At 36.9% G+C, this 26,154-nt stretch carries 23 protein-coding genes; 5 read left to right on the top strand and 18 right to left on the bottom strand.

Annotated elements, in window-relative coordinates:
- Nucleotides 1-15: 15 nt before the first annotated feature.
- The 11 genes from nuoH to WEEVI_RS04115 all read right to left on the bottom strand — a co-directional run bounded on the left by nuoH (nt 16) and on the right by WEEVI_RS04115 (nt 11,905).
- Entirely contained in the window at nt 16-1,065 is a 1,050-nt protein-coding gene (gene nuoH / locus WEEVI_RS04165) for an NADH-quinone oxidoreductase subunit NuoH (protein ID WP_013597914.1), read from the bottom strand.
- A 23-nt stretch (nt 1,066-1,088) separates the two neighbouring features.
- A complete protein-coding gene (locus WEEVI_RS04160; RefSeq protein WP_013597913.1) occupies nt 1,089-2,177 on the bottom strand; it encodes an NADH-quinone oxidoreductase subunit G in 1,089 nt (362 codons plus the stop codon).
- A gap of 6 nt (nt 2,178-2,183) precedes the next feature.
- Nucleotides 2,184-3,545, bottom strand: coding sequence for an NADH-quinone oxidoreductase subunit NuoF (nuoF, locus tag WEEVI_RS04155; RefSeq protein WP_013597912.1), 1,362 nt, complete (start codon nt 3,543-3,545; stop codon nt 2,184-2,186).
- Nucleotides 3,545-4,036: an NADH-quinone oxidoreductase subunit NuoE family protein gene (locus tag WEEVI_RS04150; protein WP_013597911.1), complete on the bottom strand. Its 492-nt coding sequence runs from the start codon at nt 4,034-4,036 to the stop codon at nt 3,545-3,547. Before WEEVI_RS04150 ends, nuoF begins: the two co-directional genes overlap by 1 nt.
- 22 nt (nt 4,037-4,058) lie before the next feature.
- The gene (locus tag WEEVI_RS04145) at nt 4,059-5,300 is read right to left on the bottom strand and encodes an NADH-quinone oxidoreductase subunit D (RefSeq protein WP_013597910.1); all 1,242 of its coding nucleotides are present in this window, start codon (nt 5,298-5,300) and stop codon (nt 4,059-4,061) included.
- Nucleotides 5,301-5,303: 3 nt separating this feature from the next.
- On the bottom strand, nt 5,304-5,840 hold the full coding sequence (locus WEEVI_RS04140; protein ID WP_013597909.1) for an NADH-quinone oxidoreductase subunit C: 537 nt from the start codon (nt 5,838-5,840) through the stop codon (nt 5,304-5,306).
- Nucleotides 5,841-5,850: 10 nt separating this feature from the next.
- A complete protein-coding gene (locus WEEVI_RS04135) occupies nt 5,851-6,426 on the bottom strand; it encodes an NADH-quinone oxidoreductase subunit B (protein WP_013597908.1) in 576 nt (191 codons plus the stop codon).
- A gap of 45 nt (nt 6,427-6,471) precedes the next feature.
- A complete protein-coding gene (locus WEEVI_RS04130) occupies nt 6,472-6,837 on the bottom strand; it encodes an NADH-quinone oxidoreductase subunit A (protein WP_013597907.1) in 366 nt (121 codons plus the stop codon).
- A 216-nt stretch (nt 6,838-7,053) separates the two neighbouring features.
- Nucleotides 7,054-10,398: a transcription-repair coupling factor gene (gene mfd / locus WEEVI_RS04125; protein WP_013597906.1), complete on the bottom strand. Its 3,345-nt coding sequence runs from the start codon at nt 10,396-10,398 to the stop codon at nt 7,054-7,056.
- Nucleotides 10,399-10,556: 158 nt separating this feature from the next.
- Nucleotides 10,557-10,991, bottom strand: a complete 435-nt coding sequence (locus tag WEEVI_RS04120; protein WP_013597905.1) for a hypothetical protein — start codon at nt 10,989-10,991, stop codon at nt 10,557-10,559.
- Between the two features lie 122 nt (nt 10,992-11,113).
- Complete coding sequence (locus WEEVI_RS04115; RefSeq protein ID WP_013597904.1) at nt 11,114-11,905, bottom strand: DUF2797 domain-containing protein; 792 nt, start codon at nt 11,903-11,905, stop codon at nt 11,114-11,116.
- Nucleotides 11,906-11,958: 53 nt separating this feature from the next.
- Between WEEVI_RS04115 and WEEVI_RS04110 the strand changes: the two genes are divergently transcribed.
- Nucleotides 11,959-13,476 (top strand): GH3 auxin-responsive promoter family protein, encoded by a 1,518-nt coding sequence (locus tag WEEVI_RS04110; protein WP_013597903.1) that lies wholly within the window; start codon nt 11,959-11,961, stop codon nt 13,474-13,476.
- A 48-nt stretch (nt 13,477-13,524) separates the two neighbouring features.
- Nucleotides 13,525-14,073, top strand: a complete 549-nt coding sequence (gene ruvC, locus WEEVI_RS04105; RefSeq protein WP_013597902.1) for a crossover junction endodeoxyribonuclease RuvC — start codon at nt 13,525-13,527, stop codon at nt 14,071-14,073.
- A 122-nt stretch (nt 14,074-14,195) separates the two neighbouring features.
- On the opposite strand, the gene WEEVI_RS04100 is transcribed toward ruvC, so the two are convergent.
- Nucleotides 14,196-14,954, bottom strand: coding sequence for a tyrosine-protein phosphatase (locus WEEVI_RS04100; RefSeq protein WP_013597901.1), 759 nt, complete (start codon nt 14,952-14,954; stop codon nt 14,196-14,198).
- A 227-nt stretch (nt 14,955-15,181) separates the two neighbouring features.
- Here WEEVI_RS04100 and WEEVI_RS04095 point away from each other — a divergent pair, with 227 nt between their 5' ends.
- The gene (locus tag WEEVI_RS04095; RefSeq protein ID WP_013597900.1) at nt 15,182-16,201 is read left to right on the top strand and encodes a glutaminyl-peptide cyclotransferase; all 1,020 of its coding nucleotides are present in this window, start codon (nt 15,182-15,184) and stop codon (nt 16,199-16,201) included.
- Between the two features lie 47 nt (nt 16,202-16,248).
- Here the strand turns inward: WEEVI_RS04095 and WEEVI_RS04090 are convergent, their stop codons facing one another.
- Nucleotides 16,249-16,752, bottom strand: coding sequence for a DUF2480 family protein (locus WEEVI_RS04090; protein ID WP_013597899.1), 504 nt, complete (start codon nt 16,750-16,752; stop codon nt 16,249-16,251).
- 89 nt (nt 16,753-16,841) lie between these two features.
- On the opposite strand from WEEVI_RS04090, the gene lpxB reads away from it, so the two are divergent.
- Nucleotides 16,842-17,969 (top strand): lipid-A-disaccharide synthase, encoded by a 1,128-nt coding sequence (lpxB, locus tag WEEVI_RS04085; protein WP_013597898.1) that lies wholly within the window; start codon nt 16,842-16,844, stop codon nt 17,967-17,969.
- Nucleotides 17,970-17,994: 25 nt separating this feature from the next.
- Here the strand turns inward: lpxB and WEEVI_RS04080 are convergent, their stop codons facing one another.
- Nucleotides 17,995-18,423 (bottom strand): DUF2141 domain-containing protein, encoded by a 429-nt coding sequence (locus WEEVI_RS04080; protein WP_013597897.1) that lies wholly within the window; start codon nt 18,421-18,423, stop codon nt 17,995-17,997.
- Between the two features lie 57 nt (nt 18,424-18,480).
- Between WEEVI_RS04080 and WEEVI_RS04075 the strand changes: the two genes are divergently transcribed.
- Nucleotides 18,481-20,484, top strand: a complete 2,004-nt coding sequence (locus tag WEEVI_RS04075; RefSeq protein WP_013597896.1) for a ComEC/Rec2 family competence protein — start codon at nt 18,481-18,483, stop codon at nt 20,482-20,484.
- Here the strand turns inward: WEEVI_RS04075 and WEEVI_RS04070 are convergent.
- The 4 genes from WEEVI_RS04070 to WEEVI_RS04055 form a co-directional block, all read right to left on the bottom strand.
- Entirely contained in the window at nt 20,468-20,917 is a 450-nt protein-coding gene (locus WEEVI_RS04070) for a thioredoxin family protein (RefSeq protein WP_013597895.1), read from the bottom strand. The two genes, WEEVI_RS04075 and WEEVI_RS04070, sit on opposite strands and share 17 nt — an antisense overlap.
- An 11-nt stretch (nt 20,918-20,928) precedes the next feature.
- Nucleotides 20,929-22,683, bottom strand: a complete 1,755-nt coding sequence (locus WEEVI_RS04065; RefSeq protein WP_013597894.1) for a peptide MFS transporter — start codon at nt 22,681-22,683, stop codon at nt 20,929-20,931.
- A 111-nt stretch (nt 22,684-22,794) separates the two neighbouring features.
- Complete coding sequence (locus WEEVI_RS04060) at nt 22,795-24,444, bottom strand: MFS transporter (RefSeq protein ID WP_013597893.1); 1,650 nt, start codon at nt 24,442-24,444, stop codon at nt 22,795-22,797.
- Between the two features lie 94 nt (nt 24,445-24,538).
- Nucleotides 24,539-26,125 (bottom strand): peptide MFS transporter, encoded by a 1,587-nt coding sequence (locus tag WEEVI_RS04055; protein WP_013597892.1) that lies wholly within the window; start codon nt 26,123-26,125, stop codon nt 24,539-24,541.
- Between the last annotated feature and the right edge of the window lie 29 nt (nt 26,126-26,154).

The raw sequence follows: 26,154 nt of genomic DNA, 5'->3' as shown, positions 1-26,154 counted from the left end.
TTTTTTCTAAGAGGATTAATTATTAAAAAGTAAGATAAACAATCCCGTAATTAACATATTAAAAATCGCAAGTGGTACTAAAGTTTTCCAGCCGAGATTCATCAATTGATCATAACGAAAACGTGGAATTGTCCATCGTACCCACATATAAAAGAAAATAAAGAAGCAAGTTTTGGTAAACAATACTGCAAAATGGATTGCCGATAACCAATTCTCTCCAATACTTTCTTTTAGTTTTGCATCATTTATAAATGGAATGTCGTATCCACCAAAAAATAAGGTGGCTAAAATAGCCGAACTAATAAACATGTTGACATATTCTGCGAACAAAAAGAAACCCATTTTCATTGATGAGTATTCTGAGTGGTATCCACCGATTAACTCGTTTTCTGCCTCAGGTAAATCGAATGGTGTACGGTTCGTTTCTGCAAAAGAGCATATCAAAAATATCATAAAACCTAATGGTTGTAAAAATACTAACCAATAGTTATCTTGTTGGTAAGCAACGATTTCGTTTAGTTTTAGCGATCCTGTAATCATCAAAACAGTAATCAGTGCTAGTCCCATTGGTAACTCATACGAGATAATTTGTGATGCTGCACGTAATCCTCCCATTAAGGAGTATTTGTTGTTCGATGCCCAAGCGCCAATCATCATACCGTAAACGCCTAAACTCAACACTCCTAAAATGTATAAAAAACCAATGTTGATATCGGCAATTTGTGGGACAATAGTGCGATCTCCCCAAGTGAAACTACTACTCCAAGGGATAACGGCACCAGTCATACAAGCTACTAACATTGCCATTGCTGGCCCCATTATAAATAGGAATTTGTTGGCATCTTTTGGGACAATTTCTTCTTTCGAAAAGAGTTTTAGACCGTCTGCTAATGGTTGTAATAAACCAAATATCCCAGCTCTGTTCGGGCCCAAACGATCTTGTAAAAATGCAGCAACTTTACGTTCTGCCCAAGTAGAGTATGCAGCAACGGCCAAAGCCAAAGCAATTAGTATTCCTACCAAAGCTAATTTTTCGAGTGCATCTGCAATAAATTCTTCCGTCATTGTGTATAGTTATAACGTCGTTATTAATTTTTAAAATCTTTACTAGTTGCAGGACCATGAATTTTCGATAGGTTACGATTGGGCTCGTTTACCTCACTCACGGTATGGATATCTAATAAAACTTTAGGGTCTCTATGAATAACTTTTGGTAAAGTTTCTTTTGGTTTTACTTTGTTTATGGTATAATGATTTGCTCTTATCACCGAGTCTTTGGCAATATCTGAGGGTTTTTCGAGCGTCCAATCATTGATATCTTTTTTCTCGAACCTACAAGTGTTACAAATCCAATCTTCTACTTCGTTCCATTCATTTTTACGTGCAGTAACACGGAAAACTTCTTCTCCACGGAACCAGATTTGTGCTTTACCCGAACAGGTAGGGCAATCGCGATGAGCATCCACTGGATTCAAAAACCAAACGCGATTTTTAAATCGGAAAGTTTTATCGGTTAGAGCACCAACCGGACATACATCGATTATATTACCAATAAATTCATTGTCGAGTGTTTTATTGAGGTAGGTAGAGATTTCGGCATGATCACCTCTGAACATCACGCCATGTTCGCGACAACCTGTGATTTGGTCTGCGGTTTTCACACAACGGTAACATAGAATGCAGCGATTCATATGCAATTGTATATTAGGTCCTAAATCTTCTGGAGCAAAAGTTCTACGTTCGAAATCGTAGCGCGTTGCTTCTTCTCCGTGTTCGTAACCTAAATCTTGTAATTTACATTCCCCTGCCTGATCACAAACTGGGCAATCGAGTGGATGATTGATCAATAGAAATTCTACCACTCCTTTTCGAGCTTCTACTGCTCGCTCAGAAGTTTTATTTCCTACTACCATCCCGTCCATAACTGTTGTTCTACAAGAGGCAACTAATTTGGGCATTGGTCGTGGGTCAGCATCACTTCCTTTGGTAACTTCGACCATGCACGTTCTACAATTTCCACCGGTATTTTCTAGTTTGCCATAATAGCACATAGCAGGTGGTGCAACTTCTTTTCCTATGCTACGAGCGGCTTGTAGAATTGTTGTTCCTGCTGGTACTTGGGTGGTATGTCCATCAATTGTAACGGTAAGCAATTGTTGTTTATTTTCTTCTGCCATATAAATCTAGTTTGCAGTTTCTACTTTTGGTTCGATTGGATCAGCATAATGTGCTAAGCCATAATTGCGAGTTAAGCATTCTTCTGGATGATTGATATGCCACTCGAATTCATCACGGAAATGCCGAATTGCTGAGGCAACAGGCCAAGCAGCTGCATCTCCTAATGGGCAAATGGTATTACCTTCTATTTTTCGCTGTATATCCCAAAGCAATTCTATATCACTTATTTTTCCTTTTCCTTCATCGATACGTTTCAGAAGTTTTTCCATCCAGCCAGTTCCTTCTCTGCATGGCGAGCATTGTCCGCACGACTCATGACGATAGAATCGGGCTAGGGTGTAGGTGTGGTAGACAATGTCTTGGTCTTCATCTAATACGATAAAACCACCAGACCCCATCATGGTACCCGACTGAAAACCGCCTTCGGCTAGACTTTCGTAATTCATATATCGCGGTTGTCCGTTGGTAGTTCTTAATAGTAAATTAGCAGGTAGAATTGGCACAGAACTTCCGCCAGGTATACAGGCTTTTAGGCGTTTTCCGTTGGCTATTCCACCGCAATACTCATCAGAATAAATAAATTCTTCTACTGTGATGGTCATGTCTATTTCATACACGCCAGGTTTATTTATATTACCGCAAGCAGAGATCAACTTTGTTCCAGTAGAACGTCCTACACCAATTTTCGAGTAAGCATCGCCTCCGATTTCAATAATCGGAACTACACTTGCGATTGTTTCCACATTGTTTACTACTGTTGGTCTGCCCCAAAGACCTTTTACTGCTGGGAAAGGGGGTTTTATACGAGGGTTTCCACGTTTACCTTCTAATGATTCTAGCAAGGCGGTTTCTTCGCCACAGATATAAGCTCCAGCTCCACGCTGTACGTAAACTTCGAGGTCGAATCCAGTTCCCTGAATATTTTTCCCTAACCATCCGGCTGCTTTTGCTTCGTCAATGGCTTGTTCTAGAATTTCTGCAATCCACGCATATTCACCGCGGATATAGATAAAAGAAGTGTTCGATCCTAAACAAAAAGAAGAGATCAAAATACCTTCAATCAAAAGGTGAGGTATATACTCCATTAGGTAACGATCCTTGAAAGTTCCTGGTTCCGACTCGTCTGCATTAACTACTAAGTGACGTGGAACTCCTTCTGGTTTTGCTAAGAAACTCCATTTCATTCCGGTCGGGAAACCTGCCCCACCACGGCCGCGTAAACCAGACGTTTTTACTTCTTCGAGGATTTCTTCTTCTTTCATTTTGAAAGCTTTTTCGGCATTAGAGTATCCTCCGTTTTCGCGGTAGACTTGGTAGTGTCTTATCCCAGGAACATCAATATTTTTTAACAATAGTTTTTGTCCCATTAGGCTAGTTTTTTCAGTTCTTCTATTAATTCATCTACTTTTTCTGTGGTAAGAAATTCGCGATAAGTTTTCCCGAGTTGCATCATGGGTGCGTATCCACAGGCTCCTAAACACTCCACAGTTTGTAGGGTAAAAAGTCCGTCTTCGGTTGTTCCTCCGATGTCGATATTGAGTTTGTTTTTGATATGTTGGATGATGTGATCAGCGCCTTTTATCATACATGGTCCTGTCTGACAAACTTGTAAAACATACTTACCAACTGGGTTGAGTTGAAACATCGTATAAAACGATGCAACTTCATAAACTTCTACTGGTAAAAGGTCTAAAACTTTGGCAACATAGTCTAGATGCGGAACGTCTAACCATCCACCAAACTCTTCTTGTGCAATGTGCAACACAGGAATTAATGCACTTTTTTGCTTACCCTCTGGATATCGTGCAACAATTTGATTTATTCTTTGTTGGGTTGCTTCTGAAAATTGAATTTCCATTTCTTTTTTTTAAACTTAAATGTTAAGCATCTAATTCTCCAGCTATCAAATTCAGACTACTCATTGTGATAATTGCATCTGATAACATTGATCCGACAATAAGTTCTGGATATGCTTGATAGTATATGAAACATGGTCTGCGGAAATGTAAACGGTAGGGTGAGCGTCCACCATCAGAAATTAGGTAATAACCCAATTCTCCGTTTGCTCCTTCTATCGAGTTGTAGATTTCCCCTTCGGGTATTTCTAATTCTCCCATGATAATTTTAAAGTGATAAATGAGCGCCTCCATTTTAGTATAGACGTCTTTTTTTAATGGCAAATAGAAGTCAGGAGCGTCGGCATGGTAAAGGGTCGCTTCTTCGCCCTCGAGGGCATCGATTTTTTCGAGTGCTTGTCGAATGATACTTAAACTTTGCCACATTTCTTGTGTTCTCACTTGGAAACGATCATAACAGTCTCCGGTAGTTCCTACAGGAATATCAAAGGTAAATTCTTCGTATCGTGAATAAGGTTTTGCTACACGTATGTCATAATCTACCCCAGCCGCACGTAGATTAGGACCTGTAAAACCATAACTGAGGGCACGTTCTGCCGAGATTCCACCAATTCCTTGCGTGCGGTCCATAAAAATACGGTTGCGAACAAAAAGATTTTCGAACTCCGTTAATACATCTGGAAATTCTTTTACAAATCGGTGGATTTTCGACCAGGCATCCGGTGTGAAATCTCGTTCGAATCCTCCTATCCTACCAATGTTAGTTGTGAGTCGTGATCCGCAAATCTCTTCATAAATTTCGTATATTAACTCACGGTAACGCAACATGTACAAGAAGCCGGTAAATGCTCCTGTATCAACTCCCATAATCGAGTTACAAACGATATGGTCTGCAATTCTGGCTAGCTCCATGATTATAATACGCAAGTAAGACGTTCTTTTTGGTACTTCAATTCCCATAAATTTCTCAACCGTCATATGCCATCCTAAGTTGTTGAGTGGAGCAGAACAATAGTTCAAACGGTCTGTGAGAGGGGTAATTTGATACAACGGACGTCGTTCTGCAATTTTTTCGAAAGCACGGTGAATATAGCCTACAGTAGGTATTGCAGATTTTACAATTTCACCATCCATCTCTAGAATATTCTGGAAAACACCATGGGTTGCAGGGTGTGTTGGACCCAAATTCAGCGTAACGGTTTTTTTCTCGAGCGATCCTTCTGGCAAGTTGATGTTTTGATGTTTTTTAGTTTTTGTTTTTCCCATAACTTAACCTTTAATATTCATTGAACCGTAATTGAAATTATTTCCACGACCAAACATTTCATCATCTTTGTCTTTTCTGGTTTGATCTTCTAATGGAAATTCTTTGCGTAACGGGAAATAATCCATCTCTTCTACATTCATGATACGGATAAGATTTGGATGTCCGATGAAGTTAACACCAAAAAAATCATAACATTCGCGCTCTAACCAATTGGCTGCTTCGAATAGTTTGGTCGCCGTAAATATATCGGGTTGTTTGATGTCGATAGCAAAATTCAATCGGATAGATTGGTTGGTATACATATTGTGCATGAGGTAGGTAACCTCTATTTCACCTCCTTTATGCTTAGGGTAGTGAACTGCTGTAAGATCGGTAAGAAATCGGAAAGCCAATTCTTCATGATCATACAAAAATTGCATCAATTTGAGGTTGATGTTTTTATCAGCATAGACTTTCAGAACACCAAAATGTTCTTGGAATCCGTATATTTTATCTTCGAACTTCTGAGTAAGTAGTTGCTGTATCTTTGTGTTCTCCATGACTCGTTTTCTATTGTATTCCGTAACTTGATAACAATGCTTGGTATTCCTCGCTACTTCTTCTACGAACACTTTCGGTTTCTATTAGCTCTTGAATACGCATTACTCCTTCTATAATTCCCTCTGGTCTTGGCGGGCATCCAGGGACGTATACGTCTACCGGTATAACTTCGTCGATTCCTTGTAATACAGAATAGGTGTCGAAAATTCCTCCAGAACTAGCACAGGCTCCTACAGCGATTACCCAGCGAGGTTCTGCCATTTGGATATAGACTTGCTTGAGGACAGGGGCCATTTTTTTAGAGATTGTCCCCATCACCATTAATAAATCACACTGGCGTGGAGTGAAGGCTAGTCTCTCCGATCCAAAACGAGCCAAATCATATTTAGAACCCATGGTTGCCATGAATTCTATCCCACAACAAGATGTGGCGAACGGAAGAGGCCAAATCGAATTTTTTCTAGCCAAACCAACTACTTTAGAAAGTTGCATTGCCATAAACCCTTCACCTTGATAACCTTCTGGTAGCTCATCGATTACCTTTACATTGGTGTTGTGGGTAACGGGTCTTTTATTATGAATCATTTTTGATAGAATATTTAATGTTATTGCTAAAGCTGCTTGTCTATTTTATTTCTCCCATCGGAAAGCACCTTTTTTTCGGGCATACATATACATCACTAGAAATAAACCTATAAATGTGACTACTGCTGCAAATCCTTCCCATCCTAGGGCCTTGAAATTGGCCGCATACGGATAGAAGAAAATAACTTCTACATCGAACAACACAAATAAGATTGCTACCAAGAAATATTTAATAGCAAAAGGTTGTCGTGCATTCCCAACTTTTTCTATTCCCGACTCGAAGTTTTCTAATTTTTCGTCTGTTTTTCTTGATGGTCCCAACAAATGAGTCGCAACAATTGTAAAACCTACAAAACCGGCAGCCACCAAAAACAAAATCAAAATGGGAATATAACTATAAGAAGTTTCCATAATTTCTTAAATTTTACACGTGCTAATTTTTCAACATGTAAAAATAGAAAATAATTACTTTTCTGCCTAATACTTCTATTTCAGAAGGATGACAAAATTAGTTTTCAAACAGTATCTTTTTCGGAGGTATTTGATCTTGCTTGTGACAATAAAAAATGATTTTGTTTTAAAGTTTAAATGTTAAATAGTTTAACAATTATTAAATATTCGTTAGTTTTATTGTTGATTTAGCATTTTTTCGAAGTGTTTTAGTGCATTACTTACATTTTTTACGTGATCAATCTTCAAAAGTAAACTTGGTAATTCAGACGAATTTTTTGCAGGTTTTTCTCTGAAGTTAACATTTTGAGGGTAAGATTGAACATAATTTAAAATCAGTCTAAATTTCTCTGATTGGAAATAGTTGTTGTTTGGTTTATTGACAAAATATGCAGTAAGTTTCCCATTTTTCAATACTATACGTTCCATGCCTAGTTCTTTACCCTTCCATTTGAGTTTAATCGACTGAAGTAAATTCTCAACTGGCGAAGGTATAGGGCCAAAACGGTCGATGAGGTTATTTTCGAATTTCGATAGCTCTTCAGCTGTCTCTATCGATGCTAGTTCGTTATATAATGCCAAACGTTCTTCTACATTGTTTACATATTCATCCGGAATCAGAATCTCTAAGTCGGTGTCGACTTGTACATCCTTAACGTATTCTATAAAGTTGGATGTCTTTTCGTGTTCGAATAGTTCTTTGAAGTCGCTTTCTTTTAGCTCTTCAATTGCTTCATTAAGTATTTTCTGGTATGTTTCGAATCCGATTTCCATCATAAAACCAGTTTGTTCGGCACCCAAAAGGTTTCCAGCGCCACGAATTTCTAAGTCTTTCATAGCAATGTTGAACCCAGACCCTAAATCAGAAAATTGTTCTATAGCTTGTAAGCGTTTTCTTGCTTCATTGGTCAAGACAGAAACAGGAGGGGCAATCAAATAACAAAAAGCTTTTCGGTTGCTTCGGCCTACACGTCCACGCATCTGATGCAGGTCGGCTAAGCCAAAGTTTTGTGCATCGTTTATTAGGATAGTATTCGCGTTTGGTACATCTAAACCAGACTCGATGATGGTGGTAGAGATAAGCACATCGTATTGTCCGTCAATAAAATCGAGCATGATGGCTTCGAGTTGCTTCCCGTCCATTTGCCCATGCCCTGTTGCAATACGGGCATCAGGAACTAAACGTTGGACCATCCCGGCAATTTCTTTAAGAGTTTGTACTCGATTATGAATGAAAAAAATTTGACCGCCGCGTTGCATTTCATACAAAATCGCATCGCGAATTGCTTCCTCATTGAATTCTATTAAGTTGGTTTCAACTGGTTGTCTGTTCGGTGGTGGAGTTTTGATAACTGACAGGTCACGGGCAGCCATAAGCGAGAATTGTAAAGTGCGCGGAATTGGGGTGGCTGTTAGAGTTAAGGTGTCGATGTTTGCTCGTAAGGTTTTTAATTTATCCTTTACACTTACCCCAAATTTGTGTTCTTCATCAATAATCAAAAGTCCCAAATCTTTGAATTTCACTTTAGGATTAACCAATTGGTGTGTCCCGATAATGATGTCGACTTTCCCAGCTTCTAAATCTGCAAGAATTGCATTTTTCTTTTTGGTTGTCGTAAAACGATTGAGGTATTCTATTTGCACGGGAAACTCTTTTAGTCGATCTGTAAACGTCTTGAAATGTTGAAATGCTAATATTGTTGTAGGTACCAAAACAGCAACCTGTTTTCCATCTACCGCAGCTTTGAAAGCTGCTCTTATAGCGACTTCTGTCTTTCCGAAACCTACATCGCCGCATACCAAACGATCCATGGGACGCTCAGACTCCATGTCGTTTTTTACATCCAATGTTGCTTTTTCTTGGTCGGGTGTGTCTTCGTAAATGAATGATGCTTCTAGTTCATTTTGTAAATAGGTGTCTGGTGAGAAAGCAAATCCTTTTTGGGTGCGTCTTTTGGCGTATAGTTTTATCAAATCAAAAGCAATTTCCTTTACTTTTGTTTTGGTTTTGTTTTTAAGGTTTCTCCAAGCTGGGGAACCCAATTTGCTGATTTTTGGTTCGACACCATCTTTTCCTCTAAATTTAGAAATCTTGTGCAAAGAGTGGATATTGACATATAAAATATCATTGTTTTGGTAGAATAGCTTGATGCTTTCTTGCTGTACGCCGTTGTTTTCTATCCTAACTAATCCTGCAAATTTCCCGATACCATAGTCGATATGCGTCACATAATCACCTACCTGAAGAGAGTTGATTTCTTTTAGAGTAATCGCTTCTTTTTTCGAAAACGAATTTCTTAGGTTGAATTTATGATAACGCTCGAAAATTTGATGATCTGTATAGCAAGTAATTTTCAGTTCTTCATCGATAAAACCTTGATGCAAAGAACCGATTACAGGAATATAACTCACTTCTTTTCCTACATCTTCAAAAATTTCTGCAAATCGTTTCACCTGTGCTTCATTAAAACAAACCAGTGCGTTCTTGTAACCTTGCTGGGTGTGGTAGTTGAGATCATCGATCAGAAAATCGAATTGTTTGTTGAAGGAAGGTTGTGGTTTGTAGGGAGATTCTAGAGTATGATTTATTGATAAATGGGGAGTTGATGACATCTCGAAAACGGTAAATAGTTCGAGTTTCTCCTGAAACTGTACCGAACTAAAAAATAAATCGGCCGGAGCCAATCGAGATATTTCACTAGATAGATTTGCAAAGGCATTTTCTGCTAAAGAGTAATTATTTTCTAACTTCGATGTGATAACTCCCAAATTTTTGGCGATAATCATGGTGTCTTTGTGGAGATATTCTAAAAAACTTATTCGTTTTTCATCGAATTGTTTATCTTCTAAATTTGGAATGATTTTGATTTCTTTGGTTGTCGAAATCGAGAGTTGTGTGCTGGTATCAAAAGAACGAATCGTTTCCACTTCATCGCCAAACATAGAAATTCTATAAGGGTGTTCGTCTGCAAAAGAAAAAATATCGATAATTCCACCGCGAATAGAGAATTCTCCTGGTTCGTTAACAAAATCTACTTGCCGAAAGTTGTACGAAAACAACATATCTCGGATAAAATCCAAGCCTAGTTCGGTGCCTACTTTTATTTTTAAGGTATTTGTAGAAAGTGCTTTTTTGGTAATAACTTTCTCGGTGAGTGCATCGGCATAAGCAACAATAATTTTTGGTGAGCTGTGTGAAGTTAATTGATTGAGAACTTCTGTACGGATCACTACATTTGCATTGTTGGTTTCTTCTATATGGTATGGAGTTCGGTAAGCACTTGGGTAGAAGAGTACTTGCTCCTGGTTGAGTAGTGCTTCGAGGTCATTTAGCCAATAGGCGGCTTCTTCTTTGTCATCGGTCACCATCAAAATAGAACGATTGGTTTGCAAATACAGTTGTGCAATTGCAAAACTCAACGCCGAACCTAAAAATCCTTTGATATGGATTTTCTGTTTTTCTTCTTTTTGGCTATAAGCCACTAAATCCTTTACAAAACCTGAGGTTTGGTAAAGGTTCATAAGGTTATCTAAAGTCTTTTGTTCCAAAACAGGGCAAAGATAATAATTTTGATAAAAATGATTTTTAAGCTATAAGAGCAGAATAATGAGGTAAAAAAATCACCAAAGAAAGCTTTGGTGATCGAATAAAATGAAAAATTTACTTTCGTCTCCCCTTATTATCGAAGACTGTCAGCTGTTTGTATGCTTATACTGTCCATAGGTGTAGAAACTGTGTGTAAATCACGAGAATAACCTACAATTTTGGGTAATTTATTTATCGACTTTACTTGGAAAATTTCTTTGCCCTCTGCAGACGAATATTCTACATTATAGGTCGCAATATACGTTAAGTCTTTGCCCGTGCCTTCTTCTGTTACGTTGTCGAGGTTATATAATTTTACTTCACCAAATTCTGACTGCGTTGCATGAAATTCTTTGTCATCAAAATTATGTACATATTTTGCTAAAGAGTCTTGTAAGTTCATGGTACGATAACGGTAAGCGTGTTGTACTGCAGATTCTACTTTGTATTGTGGTAATTTTCCCGCTTCTGTACATGCCAAAAACGATAGGCCTGTTGTGCAAACAATTAATAGATGTGAAATTTTCATAAGACAACCATTTTTTTAGACTTTAATACTACTAATATACAAAAAAAATTTAATATTGTTAAAGATATTATAATATTTTTGTCGATTTTATGTGTAGGTTTTTCTCTTAATAGCCTGAAAATTTATACCAAAAATTGTAAATAAAAACCTTCATGGTTACGCACATTTAATACGCGATTGTCATCAAAAATTAAATACTGACCTTTTATGCCGAGCAATTTTCCTTCAAAACTAGGTTCTTTGCTAAGATTGATTACTTTTATTTTGGTAGGATATTCTGTAACGGGATAATTGAAAAAGTAAATCTCTTGATCGTCAACTAGAAATCGTTGTTGCTCTTCACTTATAAATTCACGAACATTTTGCAAAATCTTGTGTAAGTCTACATCAACTTGTATGTTTTTCAACATGCGCTGATAGTTTGTTTTATCGGTTAAATGTTCTTTAAGCTCAACTTCTATCATTCCTGCTTGATAGCGATTATCTGTCCGTGCAATAATCATAGCTTCAGTAGCACCTTGGTCTATCCAACGGGTCGGGAGTTGGGTAGCACGAGTCACACCAACTTTTGCACCAGAAGTGTTTGATAAGTAAACAACATGAGGTTGGAGTTCGAAGGTTTGCTCCCACTTCAGATCTCGTTTTTCAATACCTAAATGAGCGGTAGAAAGTTCTGGTCTTATGATGCTTTCATTGGTTTGTGGAAGCGTAAAAAAACAATTTCTACAATAACCCATTCGATAGATTTCTATATCTTGCTGGCAACCTAAACATTCGTAATGATCGAATGAAATTTGGATTGTACGGTTAATCAACTGATTCATCGATAAAAAATCTTCGGAAAAATTTAGGTAATATTGGATTGGATCCCCATTCTCAGAAATCATTTTACGGATTTGACCTTGGAACACCATAGTTGCGTTTTCTTTTTTTTAAATTTGTGCTAAATCTACAAAAAAATACACGAATGAGAATTGTGAATAAAGTAATGGAGATTATGATGCGTAGCCGGTTGAAAGCAATCGAACAAAGCATCAAACAACCTTTTATTACTCAACTCAATGTGCTTTTATCCAATATAGAAACTGCTAAAAATACAATTTATGGAAAAGAGTTTGGGTTTGATGAGATAAAGAATATAGAACAGTTTCAGCAACGAGTGCCATTGGTAACTTACGAAGATTTCGAGCCCTATATCGAACTGGCAAGAAAAGGAGAAAAAGACGTAACATGGCAAGGCAAAATTCGCTGGTTTGCGAAATCATCTGGCACTACGAATGCAAAAAGCAAATTTATACCAATTAGTAAAGAATCTTTAGAAGATTGCCATTATTCGGCTGGTAAATCTATGTTTGCACTTTATCTTAATGCCTACCCAGAAACAGAAATCTTTTTGCATAAAAATCTAAGAATCGGAGGGAGTAGTGAATTATACCGGCATTATCAAACACAATTTGGTGATTTATCGGCAATTTTAATTGAAAATCTTCCATTTTATGCAGAACTGAAAAATATTCCCAATAAAGAAATTTCGTTGATGGCCGATTGGAATCTGAAAATGGATGCCATTATCCAAGCTACAAAAAATGAGGATGTTGGCTCGCTAACCGGTGTACCTTCTTGGATGTTGGTCGTACTTAATAAAATGTTGACCGATACCAATTCTACCTATATCGATGAATTGTGGCCCAATATCGAAGTCTTTTTTCATGGTGGGGTAAGTTTCAAACCGTACGAAGAAAACTACCGAAATATCACAAAAAAACAACTTAATTTCTTTGAGATTTACAATGCTTCTGAAGGTTTTTTTGCCATCCAAGATCAATTAGACAAAAAAGAATTGTTGCTTCTGTTGGATAATGGAATTTTTTATGAATTCATAGAAATGGAAAATTTCGGTCAAGAAAATCCGAAATGTCTCACAATCGATCAAGTAGAAATCGGGAAAAACTATGCTTTGGTCATTTCAACCAACGGTGGTTTGTGGCGCTATATCATCGGCGACACTGTACGTTTTACCTCGACTTCACCACATAGAATCGTAATTACAGGGCGTACAAAACATCATATCAATGTCTTTGGTGAAGAATTGATGATCGAGAATGCAGAAGAAGCACTAAAGCTCGCATGCGAGAAAACCAATGCAATCGTAGCAGAATATTCGGCAGCACCTGTCTATATGGTAGGAAAAGAAAAAGGAGCACATGAGTGGGTGATCGAGTTTTCGAGGGATCCTACCGATCTCGAAACGTTTATTGATGAGCTCGATAGAGGATTGCAGTCCGTCAACTCTGATTATGAAGCCAAACGCTATAATAATATGACGCTCAACCGACCACTTATTCACAAGGCAAGAAAAGGTTTATTTATCGATTGGATGAAAAGGAGAGGTAAATTAGGAGGGCAAAATAAAATACCGAGATTGTCGAATACTAGAGAATATATAGAACCATTGATAGCACTCAATCAATCACAAGAAAAATAATCGACAATGCTTATAAAGCTTTCTTCTAAAAATACATAAAAACGCAACATGGAAAAGATAATTTTAGGGATAGATCCCGGAACAACAGTGATGGGATTCGGAGTGATTGCGATAGAAAATAAACAATTAAAACTCATTACATTAGATGAATTGCTCTTGCATAAACTGCCAAATCACGAAATGAAATTGAAGCGTATTTTCGAGAAAACATTAGCGATTATCGATCAGTATCATCCCGATGAATTGGCAATAGAAGCCCCCTTTTTTGGAAAGAATGTACAATCGATGCTGAAGCTAGGGAGAGCACAAGGTGTAGCCATGGCAGCAGGCTTGTATCGAGAGATTCCAATTACAGAATACTCGCCCAAAAAAATAAAAATGGCGATTACTGGTAACGGAAATGCATCGAAGGAAATGGTTGCAGGAATGCTAAAAAATCTTTTGGGTTTGAAAGAAATTCCGAAAAGATTAGATGCAACAGATGGTTTGGCAGCAGCAGTATGTCATTACTTTAATATGAATGTAGTTGGTGGAACGCAGAAAAGTTATTCGGGTTGGGGAGCTTTCCTGAAAGATAATCCAGGGCGTATAGGGTAATATTATGCTCAGAAAATAGGTTTCTACCGTAAAAGTAAGGTCTACACATAAAAAAAGTTCTTGGAAGATTCCTTCCAAGAACTTTTTTTATGGTAGTTGAGTTGATTTTCGGGGGACAGATATTAAATCAAATTTTTATTGTTTACGAAAATAGGTTCCATTAATTTCATCATCTTTTTTCGTGAAGAAAACGTCTCGAAAGTTTTGATATGACGATCGTTGTGTGTATCCGATCCGCAGTAATCAATCATGTTTTCGGTTAGTAACTTTACCGCAGTTTCGTGCACGTTTATACCATAATAATTGGTAAGCGAAAGCAGGTTAATCTGGAATTCGCAGCCAGCATCTTTTAATTTGTGATATTCGCAAAAGTTATTATGAAAAGCTCTATACCGTTCGGGATGTGCTAAAATAGGTCGATATCCAGCAACTTGTAGTTCAGCCAGGGTTTCGTAAAGATGTATCGGCGGCGCCATGTAAGACATTTCTACCAAGACCTTGTTGTCTTTGATTGTCAATAAATCTTTGTTCGGGATAAGAACATTTTTGAAGTGTTCATCCAGCATATATTCAGCGGCTACACGAATTGTGATGTTTTGTAACTCTGGAATCGTTTTTATTTCTTTTAGAAACTCTTTTTCTTTCGCCAAAATAGTCTCGGTAGAATTTTCCCACACACCTTGTATTACGTGAGGAGTAAAAACAAAATGTTCTATTCCTAAAGCTTTCATATTGATAAGCATTTCTATCGATTCTTCAATAGAGTTAGAACCATCATCAATCCCTGGAAGAAGATGAGAGTGTATATCTATAAATTGAGCAGGAAATCGAAAGGGATTCTTTTCTTCTTTCTTTTTAGAACTTCTGAAAAGTGATATCATTAATGTTCTTTTTTAGATATTTTTAGTCGTTACTGTAATGGTTTGGTTGCTAAAAGCGTTTTAGTGGTTTTTTCTTGTATTTTCAAAAAACATACCAAATAAATTTTTATAAGCTCTATTACCTAAAATCCTATTAAAAATCATTACCCTACAAAAAGGAAATATCCTGTGAGAACAATTCAGTTTTAATAAAAAATCCTCATATTTGTTAGCAAATTATCCAAATCATGAAACGTTTTTATATCCTTTTCGGTTTGTTGGTACTGAGTGTTACCGCTTGTAAAGATGATGCATCGGTCAATAATCCATTAATCACGCAACAAGTTTCTGCTATAGAAGAAAAACATTATAAAATAGGAGATTCACTAGAGATTACATTAGAAGGATTGACTAATATTACTGAGGTGAAGGTAGAAATAGACGGAAAAGATTTTCCTAATCCGGGTAAAATAACCTTAGAAAATGTAGGTTTAGGTCAACATAATGTGAATGTAAAGTTTTTTAATGGTTCGGAGTTAACAGCTACACGCGAATTTAATATCCTAGTTTTCGCAGATCATCCGGCGCAAGAATGGCAATACAATTTAGTGAATACGTATCCACACAACCCTGCTGATTTTACACAAGGGTTTTATTATAAAGATGGCTTTATTTTCGAAGGAACCGGCCTTACCGGACAATCGAGATTGGTGAAATATCGGTTGGGGAGTACAACCGAAGAATTAACGGGAGAAGTAGAGAAAACCTCTTTTGGAGAAGGAATTACTGAATTAAATGGTGTAATATATCAACTTACTTGGCAAAATCGATTGATATATGAATATGATCAGAATTTCGAGCTAATAAGAAAAATTACGATGCCAGGTGAAATTAGAGAAGGCTGGGGGATAACCACCATGGGGCAAGAATTGGTCATTACAGATGGATCACAAAAGATCCATTTCTTTGATAAAGATTTTAATTATAAAAGAACAATACAAGCAGTAGATGATAAACAAGCCTATAGTAATCTCAATGAATTAGAATACCATAACGGTTTGTTGTATATCAACATTTACCAACAAAATATTATTGTAGCGGTTGATCCTGCTAGTGGAGCTGTAGTTGGTAAAATGAATTTAGAAGCCTTTAAAGCTGAGCAAGCAGCAGATGCAGATGTTCTGAATGGTATCGCCTTCAAAGGAGAAAATATGTTGGTTACTGGTAAACTCTGGAACAAAATCTACGAAGTGAGCATCAAAAGATAAAAGTTTTAATCGTATCCATGAAAAAAAAGTGGCTTTTGCCACTTTTTTTATTTCTTTTTGTACAAAGGAACCGTACTGCATGCCTCACCAAACATCAATGATTTTGCAATCGGCTGCAATCGATTAATCAACTCTATGTAAGCGTTCTCTGGAACAGGCTTGTGGCTACATCCTTTGATGATAATTCGCTGATCTACATAAGGTTCTATGTCTAGGTTTTCTATTATATCATGATAGAGAATCAAATCCATCTCATGGAAATCTCCAAAAACTACTTTTTTTGCAATCGGTTGCAAATAGGTTGTAATCAGCATATAAGCCCAAGACGGAACGATGGCGTCTACCGTACAATTTATTGCGACCAAGCAATTTTCATACTGCGTCCAATCATGGTTTTTTAGATTTTCTCTAAAATCTTTTTCTTTTAAGATAAGCTCTTCAAATAGCCAATCTTTTAAATCAAAAAGCACGCGTTTATCGGTAGGATACCATTCTTCTAAATCGATATTTACCAATCCGCTTTTTGCTACTTTATTGACAATTTCATCCATACAAAAAAATATCTTACACAAATTTACGCATAAATTGACAAAATTGCCCCGAAGGTTATTGTATCTTTGTTTGTCTAAAAAAAATACGAGTGAAATATTATCTTATTTCGGGAGAAGCGTCTGGCGATTTACATGGTTCTAATTTGATGAAAGCACTGAAAACCTTAGACTCAGAAGCCGAATTTCGGTTTTGGGGAGGTGACTTGATGAAAGAAGTTGGCGGTACTTGTGTAAAACACTACAAAGAACTTGCTTTTATGGGGTTTGTTGAGGTGATTATGAATTTGCGTACAATTCTAAGGAATATAGAATTCGCCAAAAAAGATATTGAAGAATATAAACCAGATGCAGTGATTTTGATAGATTATCCAGGTTTTAATCTTCGGGTAGCCAAATTCATCAAACAGCTAGGAATTAAGGTATACTATTATATTTCTCCGCAAATTTGGGCTTGGAAAACAGGACGGGTTCATCAGATAAAAAAAGTAGTTGATCGGATGTTTGTCATCCTACCGTTTGAAAAAGATTTCTACCGAAAATATGAAATGGAAGTAGATTTTGTTGGACATCCATTATTGGATGCATTAGAAACCAGAGAATTTTTGTCTAAAGACAATTTTCTGCAAAAATATCAGCTAGACAATCGGCCAATTATTGCACTTTTACCTGGTAGTCGCAATCAAGAAATTAAAGTCAAATTACCGATTATGCTTTCGGTGATGTCCGACTTCCCAGACTATCAATTTGTGATAGCAGGTGCGCCTTCACAAACCATAGATTATTACAAGAGATTTATGCATCAATATAGTGTAAAGGTAATAAATAATGATACTTATAACCTGCTCAATAATTCAGTAGCTGCTCTAGTAACCTCGGGTACAGCAACCTTAGAAACCGCTTTACTCAATATCCCAGAAGTGGTTTGTTACAGAGGTAGTAGAATTTCTTACGAGATCGGGAAAAGATTGGTGAAGCATATTTCTTATATTTCGTTGGTGAATTTGATTATGGATAAAGAAGTGGTGAAGGAATTGATCCAGCAAGAGTTAACCCACCAAAATTTACGAACAGAACTGCAAAAAATACTCACCGAACCGTATCGCTCACAAGTTGTTGAGGATTACCGAAAATTACGCGAAAAACTTGGAGGAGAAGGTGCTTCTATGCGAACTGCCAAACATATTGTAGATGATTTGCGCGCGAAGGATTTTCGATAGAATGAGCTAAAAGTGCGATGAAAAATTATTTTAATTTCATGGTAATTTCGCGGTTGCTATCATCAATCAAAATCTTTGCCTCTTCAAAGGTTGGCTCTCTGAAATAGGGTTTTGTATTACCAGAAAATGCATAGGGCTCTTTACGAATTCCGATCCAGGTTTTGTCTAAAACTTTGTTATGGTTAGTGTCTAAAAACACCTTGATGGCATAGTAATTATTCGGAAAATCTTTAATGCTCAACTGGTATTTTTCTTTATCTTCTACCCGAATATAAAACGATTTATAAGCATTTATTCCACGTGTATAATTTTCTACATTTCTATAAATATCAATCTTAAGGAAACCATCAACACCCTTCAGGTTTTCGATATTGAGGGTAAATTCTTTAGGTTGTGTTTGAGCAAAAACCAATGAACAGAATAGAAATGTAAAGAAACTAATTATTTTTTTCATTTTGATATATGTTTGAAAATTAGTAAATTAACAAGGGTAATCGTTACTGATATCTATATGAAAAATCATTTGTTTGCCTTTATTCTTTGTGCTTTTGCGTTGGGAATTGTAGCGCAAATGTATTTCTCATGGTCGAATAATGGTCTTTATTTTTTGCCGATTATCCTTTTCTGTATTCTAATTTTCGTGTACAAAAATACAGCAATTTTTATTAATACACTGCTAATATTCTTTTTCTCGTTTGGTATTGCCCTGAAATTTCATGCCGATAATCAACTGAAAATCATTGAGGAGCCGATAACAGAAACAGCCTATTTAGTGTCGGTTGAGCGAAGCTTCAAGTCGAGTGAAAAGTATAAAAAATATCAAGCAAAAATTATTTATCCAGATCATTTTTCATCATATCAGATCCTTGTTTATCTCCCGAAAGATACCATAAATTATCATCCGAATGACCAGCTCATTGTCTATGGAAAGCTTTTACCGTTACCCAAAAAACTTAATCCATATCAGTTTGATTATGGTACTTTTTTAGCGAATAAAGGGATTTCGGCTCAGTTTTTCGCTAAATTTTCTACACTCAGAAAAGAAGGTAAAGGCTTTTATAATGCTGTTTCTAAATCGAAAATTCATTTGTTAGAACAACTTAAAAAACATCATTTTAGTACAGAAGCTATTGGGCTGATTGGCGCCATGTTGCTAGGGACTCACTCAGAGCTAGATCAAGAAATCTATCAATCGTACGTTAACTCGGGCGTTGTTCATATTTTGGCAATTTCTGGCTTACATGTTATGATGCTTTTTGGTACGCTGATGTGGTTGACAAAAAGCTTTCTTCATTTATCTCACGGAAAAGCAATACGTATCCTTTTCTGTTTGTTGTTTATTTGGCTATATGCTTTTTACGTAGAATTGAGACCTCCTGTTTTTCGGGCTTCACTGATGATTACCCTTTTCTATTTTGCCACCCTGCTCAAGCGCAAACCGTATATCTTCCATACTTTGGCATTAAGTGCATTTGTCATCCTGATTGTTAGGCCAAACGACTTGTTCGATATTGGTTTTCGGCTAAGTTTTTCTGCTGTATTTTTTATTGTTTGGTTGAATGATATTACCATGAAATGGGTAAGAAGAGGGTCGTTTATCTCTCAAAGTTTCAAAGGATTATTAACGACAAGTACTGCAGCACAATTGGGTACCATGCCTTTTGCAAGCTTATATTTCAATCAATTTTCGTGGTTGTTTTTGTTTGGGAATATTGTTTTGATTCCTGCTGCTTATTTAATGATGATTCTTGGATTACTCAGTATTCTTTTGGTAGGTATAGATTTTGTACCCACTTTTATTGTCGAAGTGAATAATTTTTTTATCAACACGATTAATACTTATATTGGCTGGTTGGCAACCTGGGACAAGTTAGTTTGGCGAAATCTCTACATCAGCCCGTTCACTTCTTTTTTGTTAATCGTAGCCTTGGTGTGTCTGCGCTTTGTATTTGTGCAACAGTCGAAAATAGCACTCATTGTTCTGCTCATTGCTTTAACAGGAAATTTGTCGCATCGTTTGGTTGATATCTATCGAAAAGATAAAATAAATGAATTGATTGTTTATCAGCATTATCGAGAAAGTACAATTTCGGTGAAAAAAAGGAATAACTTGGTCGTTTTTAGTACAGCTTTTGCCGACAGTTCTCAGTGGAAAAAGTTTATTATAGAGCCCTATGCCAACCATCAACGTATCAAAAATATTTATTATTTAGATTGGGCAACAAATTTTCGGTTAGAGGATATTCAGAAAAATGATCAGGAAATAATTGTTGGAAGTTCTACATTGAGTTGGCAAAAATTAAACGATCTTGCAATTCACTCCGCCGACTATTATTTGATTAGAAATAACCAAGAAATGGGTGAGAATTTAGATCAACTTACGAGCAAGAAGATAGTTGCAGATGGAAGCAACTTGGCGAATGTTTTGGATAATATAGAAGTAGAATTGATCAAAAATAAAAACGAGCCGATTTGGAATACGGCTCGTGATGGATATTTTAGACTGGGTTTTTGAGGCGATTAATAAAATCTGTTGGTTTCATATAGCCCATTAAAAAGTTTTGGGTTTGGCCTTCTTTGTTTACCACAACTATTCCTGGATAACTTACTCTGCCGTTGAGAAAGAAGAAAGCTAAACTGTTAACTCTCCCTTTTGGGATGTACGAATAGTTGTATCCTAAAAAGTTAATCTTCTCATCCGATTCCCCATTAAATTTCACGGGAATATAAGTCGAATTGATATAATCAACCGTTTCTGAATCGACAAAAGTTTCTGTATTCATTTTTTTACAGAAACCACACCAATCTGCATAGATGTAGAGTAAAATCGGTTTTTCTGGATTTTTTTTACTCAACTCGTTTGCTTCCTGGAAAGATTTCCAATTTATGCTTTGTGCTTGGCTAATGCTTCCCCATACCAAAAGGGCTAAAACTGCAATTGTTCTCATACTACATTGGTTTATTTGATGCCGTGCATCAATTTTTTTATTAATGGATTGAGAGCCATGACCAACAATCCAGCTACGATTGGCACCACTGTAAAGATAAGGAAGAATGTTGATAGAGAATATTCTTTGGTAATATTTTCGATTTGCCCTCCTAACAAAGCTGCTAATTTATTTCCGATTGCTACTGCTAGATACCACATTCCGAACATGAAAGCAATCATTCTTGGTGGTACTAATTTCGACACATACGATAATCCTACCGGAGACAAGCAGAGTTCTCCCAAGGTGTGGAATAGGTAAGCTACGACAAGGAACATGAAACTAATTTTCACGCCTTCTGCAACTCCATTCGTACCGATATATAAGGTTCCAAATCCTAATGCCATGATAATTAATCCCATACCATATTTTACGGTTGCAGGTGGATTATATTTAGAATCCCAAATTTTCGAAACAAAAGATGCTAAAGTAATGATGAAAAAAGAATTCAGCGTACTGAAGAAAGAAACCGTAATTTCTGAAGTTTCTGATTGTAACTCACGGTTCAGCATCCAAATTGCTACACCCCAAATTCCTAAGAAACAAATCGCTAAAACGATATTAGAGAAAGGTATAACCGTCCATGTTTTGATTTTCAGTTGTACCAAAACATAGGTTATGATGATTAGTGGAATAATCGTTAGACAAATATTTACAATATCGAAAATAGTTTTTGTATTTCCTTCTAAAGAGCGATCGATATTGTCACGAGCAAAGATTACTAAAGAAGAAGCTCCTTGCTCGAAAGACATCCAAAAGAATACTACAAAAATAGCAAAGATAATTACGGCAATCATCCGATCTCTAACGATTTTGGTGTATTTTGCTAGACGTTTGATTACAACAAAAAAGAAAAGTACCAAGGCCAAAAGTGCCACTACATTTTGTCCGGCAACTTTACCTATCGACATAGCATGGAATAAGTCTATTCCGGCTATTTCTCGTAAAGGGTCACTAAAAGCATATCCTAAACCACATACTGTCATAATCGCAATCAGGATGATTTCTATGGTTGTAAAAGGGTTTGGTTTCTCGTCTTCCCCATATAGAGGAGTATTGTCTTTGTTTTCTTCTTTATTTTTAGAAGGTACTTCACCGATATGGCCAAAAAGAGGTTTTGCAAGCCAGAATTGTAACGTACCTAGGAGCATAAAGATTCCGGCTAATCCGAAGCCCCAGTGCCAGCCAACTTTTTCTGCCAAGTATCCGCACAGCATCATACCAAAAAACGCACCTGCATTTACACCCATGTAAAAAATGGTGTAGGCTCCGTCTTTTTTTTCTGGGAAATTTTTGTACATTTCAGATAAGATAGATGTCATATTGGGTTTGAAGAAACCTGTACCAATGACTAAACATGCAAGCCCGAGATAGAGAAAATTAATTCCTTCGAAAGCCATGAAAGCGTGTCCGAGTGTCATGATGATTGACCCTACGACTACTGCCCAACGATAACCAATATATTTATCGGCTATTATTCCACCAAAAATAGGGGTAATATAGAGCAACATAGCATAAGTACCATAAAGAGCTGTGGCACTTTCTATAGACCAGCCATGGCCAGGATTAGATCCTATAACAGCTGCAGTTAAAAATTGTATTAATAAAACACGCATTCCGTAAAAAGAGAAGCGTTCCCACATTTCCGTAAAGAAAAGGACAAATAAGCCTGAGGGATGACCAAGAACATTCGAGTCGAAAAAGTTCTGTTTTTTAGCAACATTCATTTTATTCGTTCTATTTTATTTTGAATGCTCGAAAATAGGAAGATTTTTTGTAAAAAAAATAACTCATATGAAAAACATGTGAGTTATTTGTCGAATATTAATAAATTCTGTTTATTTTTTAGTTGTTAATTGCCTATTTTTTTCGGCTGGTTTAATGACTAAGCGATCGTAGATAGTTAAAGATATTACCGAGAATAATCCTATCCCAAAAATAACCATCCAAATTTTATTGGGTTGATATGTCGTCCACAACATTTCGACTACTTGCCAATGATCCATACCTAGTTTTTGTTCTGCCAGGGTAAAATAATCGTTTTTAGAGAAAGGCAATTGTAAGTGACTTACATCGATACCTTTTTGCAAACCAAATTCGTTAACTTTTTGTCCGATAGAAATCCAATCCAAATTATTTTCCTTGATTCCGAAAGTATTTTCGAAGTCAGTAATAGACATATTGAGCGCTTTTGCTCCCGACTCTATATATTCTTCTTTACTCACGACATTGGGCATATCGATGTTGCGTTGTTTCATTTCTCGCTGTAGAAGAGAAAGTTTATCCGACCAAGCTTGGTAAAGATCTCCTGAGATAAATTTGGTAACAAAGTAGCTGGCTGCCACTGGGAGGAAATAGGTTCCTTGGTAAAGTCCTTCTTTTCCTTTTGGTGTAATCAAGGCAATGAAAGACGATAGCGTTGGGCTCGACATCATTTCACCGATTGCAAAAATCATTGTTCCTATAATTGTAAACCAAACATTGTGCGTGTAAAATGTTAGTCCAACACCAATAGAGGCTATAATTGCTCCACGAATCATAGCTTGTAAATGACTCATTTTGATAACCAAGAAAGAGATGCTTACTTGCAGCATGATAATCATAAACGAATCTATATTGGTAAACCATTCGGGTTTAACTTGTCCGTTCTCGGTAAAAGTGTTGGCTATACTAGGTAAATTGGCATTGATCCAATGGCTAATTACACTCGAATTTACCCAATCCTCGATAAAATTTGGCAATGTATTGAAGAGTTGATTGAACATTGTCCAGAAACCAATCATCAAGACTAAAAGAATGCTTAGTTTTTTATCTTTTAGGGCTAAGAAAATGTTCAAGACAGAATCTTTCAAAGCTTTCCCAATCGATTCTTTGGGTCTTTCAACTTTTGGTTCTTTATAAAAAAACAAAACTACTAAAAGATTGATTCCTATTACAATAGCTGCCTGTATAAAGATTAGCTTCCAGCCATAAGTTGTTCTTAGGTAGGATGACATAGACGGCCCAATAAAGCCCCCAATATTTACCATCATATAAAAAATCCCGAACCCCATAGTCCCGGTGACTTCGTTGGTGTTTCTAGCCACAATGGCCGAAGCTACAGGTTTGAAGAAAGCTGCTCCAACTGCTACCAATAAGAAAACCATATACACACTCCAGTATGAAGTAACTTCGCCAAGTAAATAATATCCGATAATCAAGATGATGTATGCAATAATTAGCGAGAGTTTGTAGCCAATTCTATCGGCAATAACTCCAAAAAACAGTGGAAGAAAGTAGAGAATTCCTACAATATTTCCCATGATGCTACCTTTTTGGATGTGATTAAATCCTAAAGCTCCATCGTCTGTTGATCCTACCAAGTATAAACCAAAAAGGGTGTAGATTCCGTACCAAGCCCAACGCTCCATAAGTTCCATGAAGCTTGCTGTCCAGAAGTTTTTATTGAAAGATCCTAAGGTTCCCCAAATAGTTTTTTTTTCTTCCATATTGTTTTGATGTTAATGTTGCCAAATTAAGTGATATTTTTCCGATTATACAGAAAAGCCTCTACTAGGGAGGCTTTTATGAGAAGTGTTTTGATTAGTTAATCCCGTGCATCATGCGTTTTAGCATTGGGTTGAGTAATACCAATATCAAGGCGGTAATAGCTGGTACGATAGCAAAAATCATAAAGAAAAATGACATCGAATACTCAGCCGTAATTTTATCAATTGTCGATCCTAATAGTCCTGCGATGAAATTAGCGATAGCCGAAGCTCCGAACCAACATCCGAACAATAGACCAAGTAGTTTTTTGGGCGATAGTTTCGATACATACGATAATCCTACAGGTGATAAACACAATTCTCCAGAGGTGTGGAAGAAGTAGGCAACGATTAACCAAAGCATACTAACAGAAGCTGTTTTAGCTCCTTGCGGAATAGACATCGATCCGTAGGCTAAAATCGCAAAACCAAGTCCTACCAGTAGAAGTCCCAAGGCAAATTTTATTGGGCCAGAAGGATTCCAAACCTTTTCCCAGAACTTTCCAAAGCTTGATGCCAAGGTGATAATAAATAAAGAGTTTAGGATTTGGAACCACGATGCAGCAACTTCGGTTTGTTCAGCACCGAACTCTTTCCAGATTTTCCATAAACCTAGTGCCCAAATTATGGCGAAAGAAATACCTGTAAATATAATGGTTAGTGGGTATTCTTTGTAAATTTTCTTAGCTAATGCACTCAATACAACGGTTACTATAGCAATCGGTAAGATGGTGAGAATTGCATCGACCCATTTGAAGGTGGTTGCAGCATGTCCATCGAGTACGCGTTGTGTGTAATCTTTGGCGAAGATAGACATAGAACCTCCGGCTTGCTCAAATGCAAGGAAGAAAACGATACTTGCCAACATGAGTACTACGATTACAATTAATCGATCACGTACAACATTTGCTGGTGTAGGGATTTCTACTTCTTCTTCATGATTAGCTACTTTTTGTTCCTGGAATTTTTTTACTTCGGCAGGTGATTCGCCGGTGATTCCGAATATTTTTTGGCCAAAGTAGAATTGCATCATACCAAAAAACATAAAAACACCTGCTAAACCAAATCCGTAATGCCATCCAACTTTTTCACCGATATACCCACAAAGCATCATTCCGATGAAAGCTCCGGCGTTGATTCCCATGTAGAATATAGTGTAACCGGCATCTTTTTTCGGGCTATTGTCTGGGTATAAGTTCCCGACCATAGATGAAATATTTGGCTTGAATAGCCCGTTACCTAAAATCATCAATGCTAAACCGATATAGAAAAAGGTGTTGGCTACGCCTTCGAGGGCCATCGAAGCATGCCCTAGGGTCATAATCAGTGCACCAAGTAAGATAGCTTTTTTAGCACCGGTTAATCGGTCTGCAATCATACCACCAATCAATGGGGTAAGATAAACAAGACCTGTGTACCAGCCGTAGAGATGCATTGCGTCTTCACGCGTCCACTCCCATCCACCTTCTGCAATAGTGCTAATGAGAAAAAGGGTGAGTAAAGCCCGCATCCCGTAATAACTAAATCGCTCCCACATTTCGGTGAAGAACAATACAAATAAACCTGCTGGGTGACCATTGACCATTTTTTCGTCCATTCCCAATTTGTGTAGATGGCTAATTAAATTCTTATCCTCATTCATTATATTAAATTTATATTATTGATTTTTAT

The organism is Weeksella virosa DSM 16922 (genome assembly GCF_000189415.1).
Taxonomy (GTDB): Bacteria; Bacteroidota; Bacteroidia; order Flavobacteriales; family Weeksellaceae; genus Weeksella; species Weeksella virosa.
The sequence above is the reverse complement of the archived record's forward strand: the minus strand, read 5'-3'. Positions and strand labels throughout refer to the sequence as shown.

Bases quoted from the DNA above. Each gene is read 5' to 3' on its own strand.
- WEEVI_RS04060 (WP_013597893.1), bottom strand. From the start codon at position 24,444: ATGGAAGAAAAAAAAACTATTTGGGGAACCTTAGGATCTTTCAATAAA.
- WEEVI_RS04095 (WP_013597900.1), top strand. From the start codon at position 15,182: ATGAAACGTTTTTATATCCTTTTCGGTTTGTTGGTACTGAGTGTTACC.
- mfd (WP_013597906.1), bottom strand. From the start codon at position 10,398: ATGAACCTTTACCAAACCTCAGGTTTTGTAAAGGATTTAGTGGCTTAT.
- nuoH (WP_013597914.1), bottom strand. From the start codon at position 1,065: ATGACGGAAGAATTTATTGCAGATGCACTCGAAAAATTAGCTTTGGTA.
- WEEVI_RS04120 (WP_013597905.1), bottom strand. From the start codon at position 10,991: ATGAAAATTTCACATCTATTAATTGTTTGCACAACAGGCCTATCGTTT.
- WEEVI_RS04130 (WP_013597907.1), bottom strand. From the start codon at position 6,837: ATGGAAACTTCTTATAGTTATATTCCCATTTTGATTTTGTTTTTGGTG.
- WEEVI_RS04070 (WP_013597895.1), bottom strand. From the start codon at position 20,917: ATGAGAACAATTGCAGTTTTAGCCCTTTTGGTATGGGGAAGCATTAGC.
- ruvC (WP_013597902.1), top strand. From the start codon at position 13,525: ATGGAAAAGATAATTTTAGGGATAGATCCCGGAACAACAGTGATGGGA.
- WEEVI_RS04100 (WP_013597901.1), bottom strand. From the start codon at position 14,954: ATGATATCACTTTTCAGAAGTTCTAAAAAGAAAGAAGAAAAGAATCCC.
- WEEVI_RS04110 (WP_013597903.1), top strand. From the start codon at position 11,959: ATGAGAATTGTGAATAAAGTAATGGAGATTATGATGCGTAGCCGGTTG.
- WEEVI_RS04150 (WP_013597911.1), bottom strand. From the start codon at position 4,036: ATGGAAATTCAATTTTCAGAAGCAACCCAACAAAGAATAAATCAAATT.
- WEEVI_RS04140 (WP_013597909.1), bottom strand. From the start codon at position 5,840: ATGGAGAACACAAAGATACAGCAACTACTTACTCAGAAGTTCGAAGAT.
- WEEVI_RS04145 (WP_013597910.1), bottom strand. From the start codon at position 5,300: ATGGGAAAAACAAAAACTAAAAAACATCAAAACATCAACTTGCCAGAA.
- WEEVI_RS04135 (WP_013597908.1), bottom strand. From the start codon at position 6,426: ATGATTCATAATAAAAGACCCGTTACCCACAACACCAATGTAAAGGTA.
- WEEVI_RS04090 (WP_013597899.1), bottom strand. From the start codon at position 16,752: ATGGATGAAATTGTCAATAAAGTAGCAAAAAGCGGATTGGTAAATATC.
- WEEVI_RS04160 (WP_013597913.1), bottom strand. From the start codon at position 2,177: ATGGCAGAAGAAAATAAACAACAATTGCTTACCGTTACAATTGATGGA.
- nuoF (WP_013597912.1), bottom strand. From the start codon at position 3,545: ATGGGACAAAAACTATTGTTAAAAAATATTGATGTTCCTGGGATAAGA.
- WEEVI_RS04075 (WP_013597896.1), top strand. From the start codon at position 18,481: ATGAAAAATCATTTGTTTGCCTTTATTCTTTGTGCTTTTGCGTTGGGA.
- WEEVI_RS04080 (WP_013597897.1), bottom strand. From the start codon at position 18,423: ATGAAAAAAATAATTAGTTTCTTTACATTTCTATTCTGTTCATTGGTT.
- WEEVI_RS04065 (WP_013597894.1), bottom strand. From the start codon at position 22,683: ATGAATGTTGCTAAAAAACAGAACTTTTTCGACTCGAATGTTCTTGGT.
- WEEVI_RS04115 (WP_013597904.1), bottom strand. From the start codon at position 11,905: ATGGTGTTCCAAGGTCAAATCCGTAAAATGATTTCTGAGAATGGGGAT.
- WEEVI_RS04055 (WP_013597892.1), bottom strand. From the start codon at position 26,125: ATGAATGAGGATAAGAATTTAATTAGCCATCTACACAAATTGGGAATG.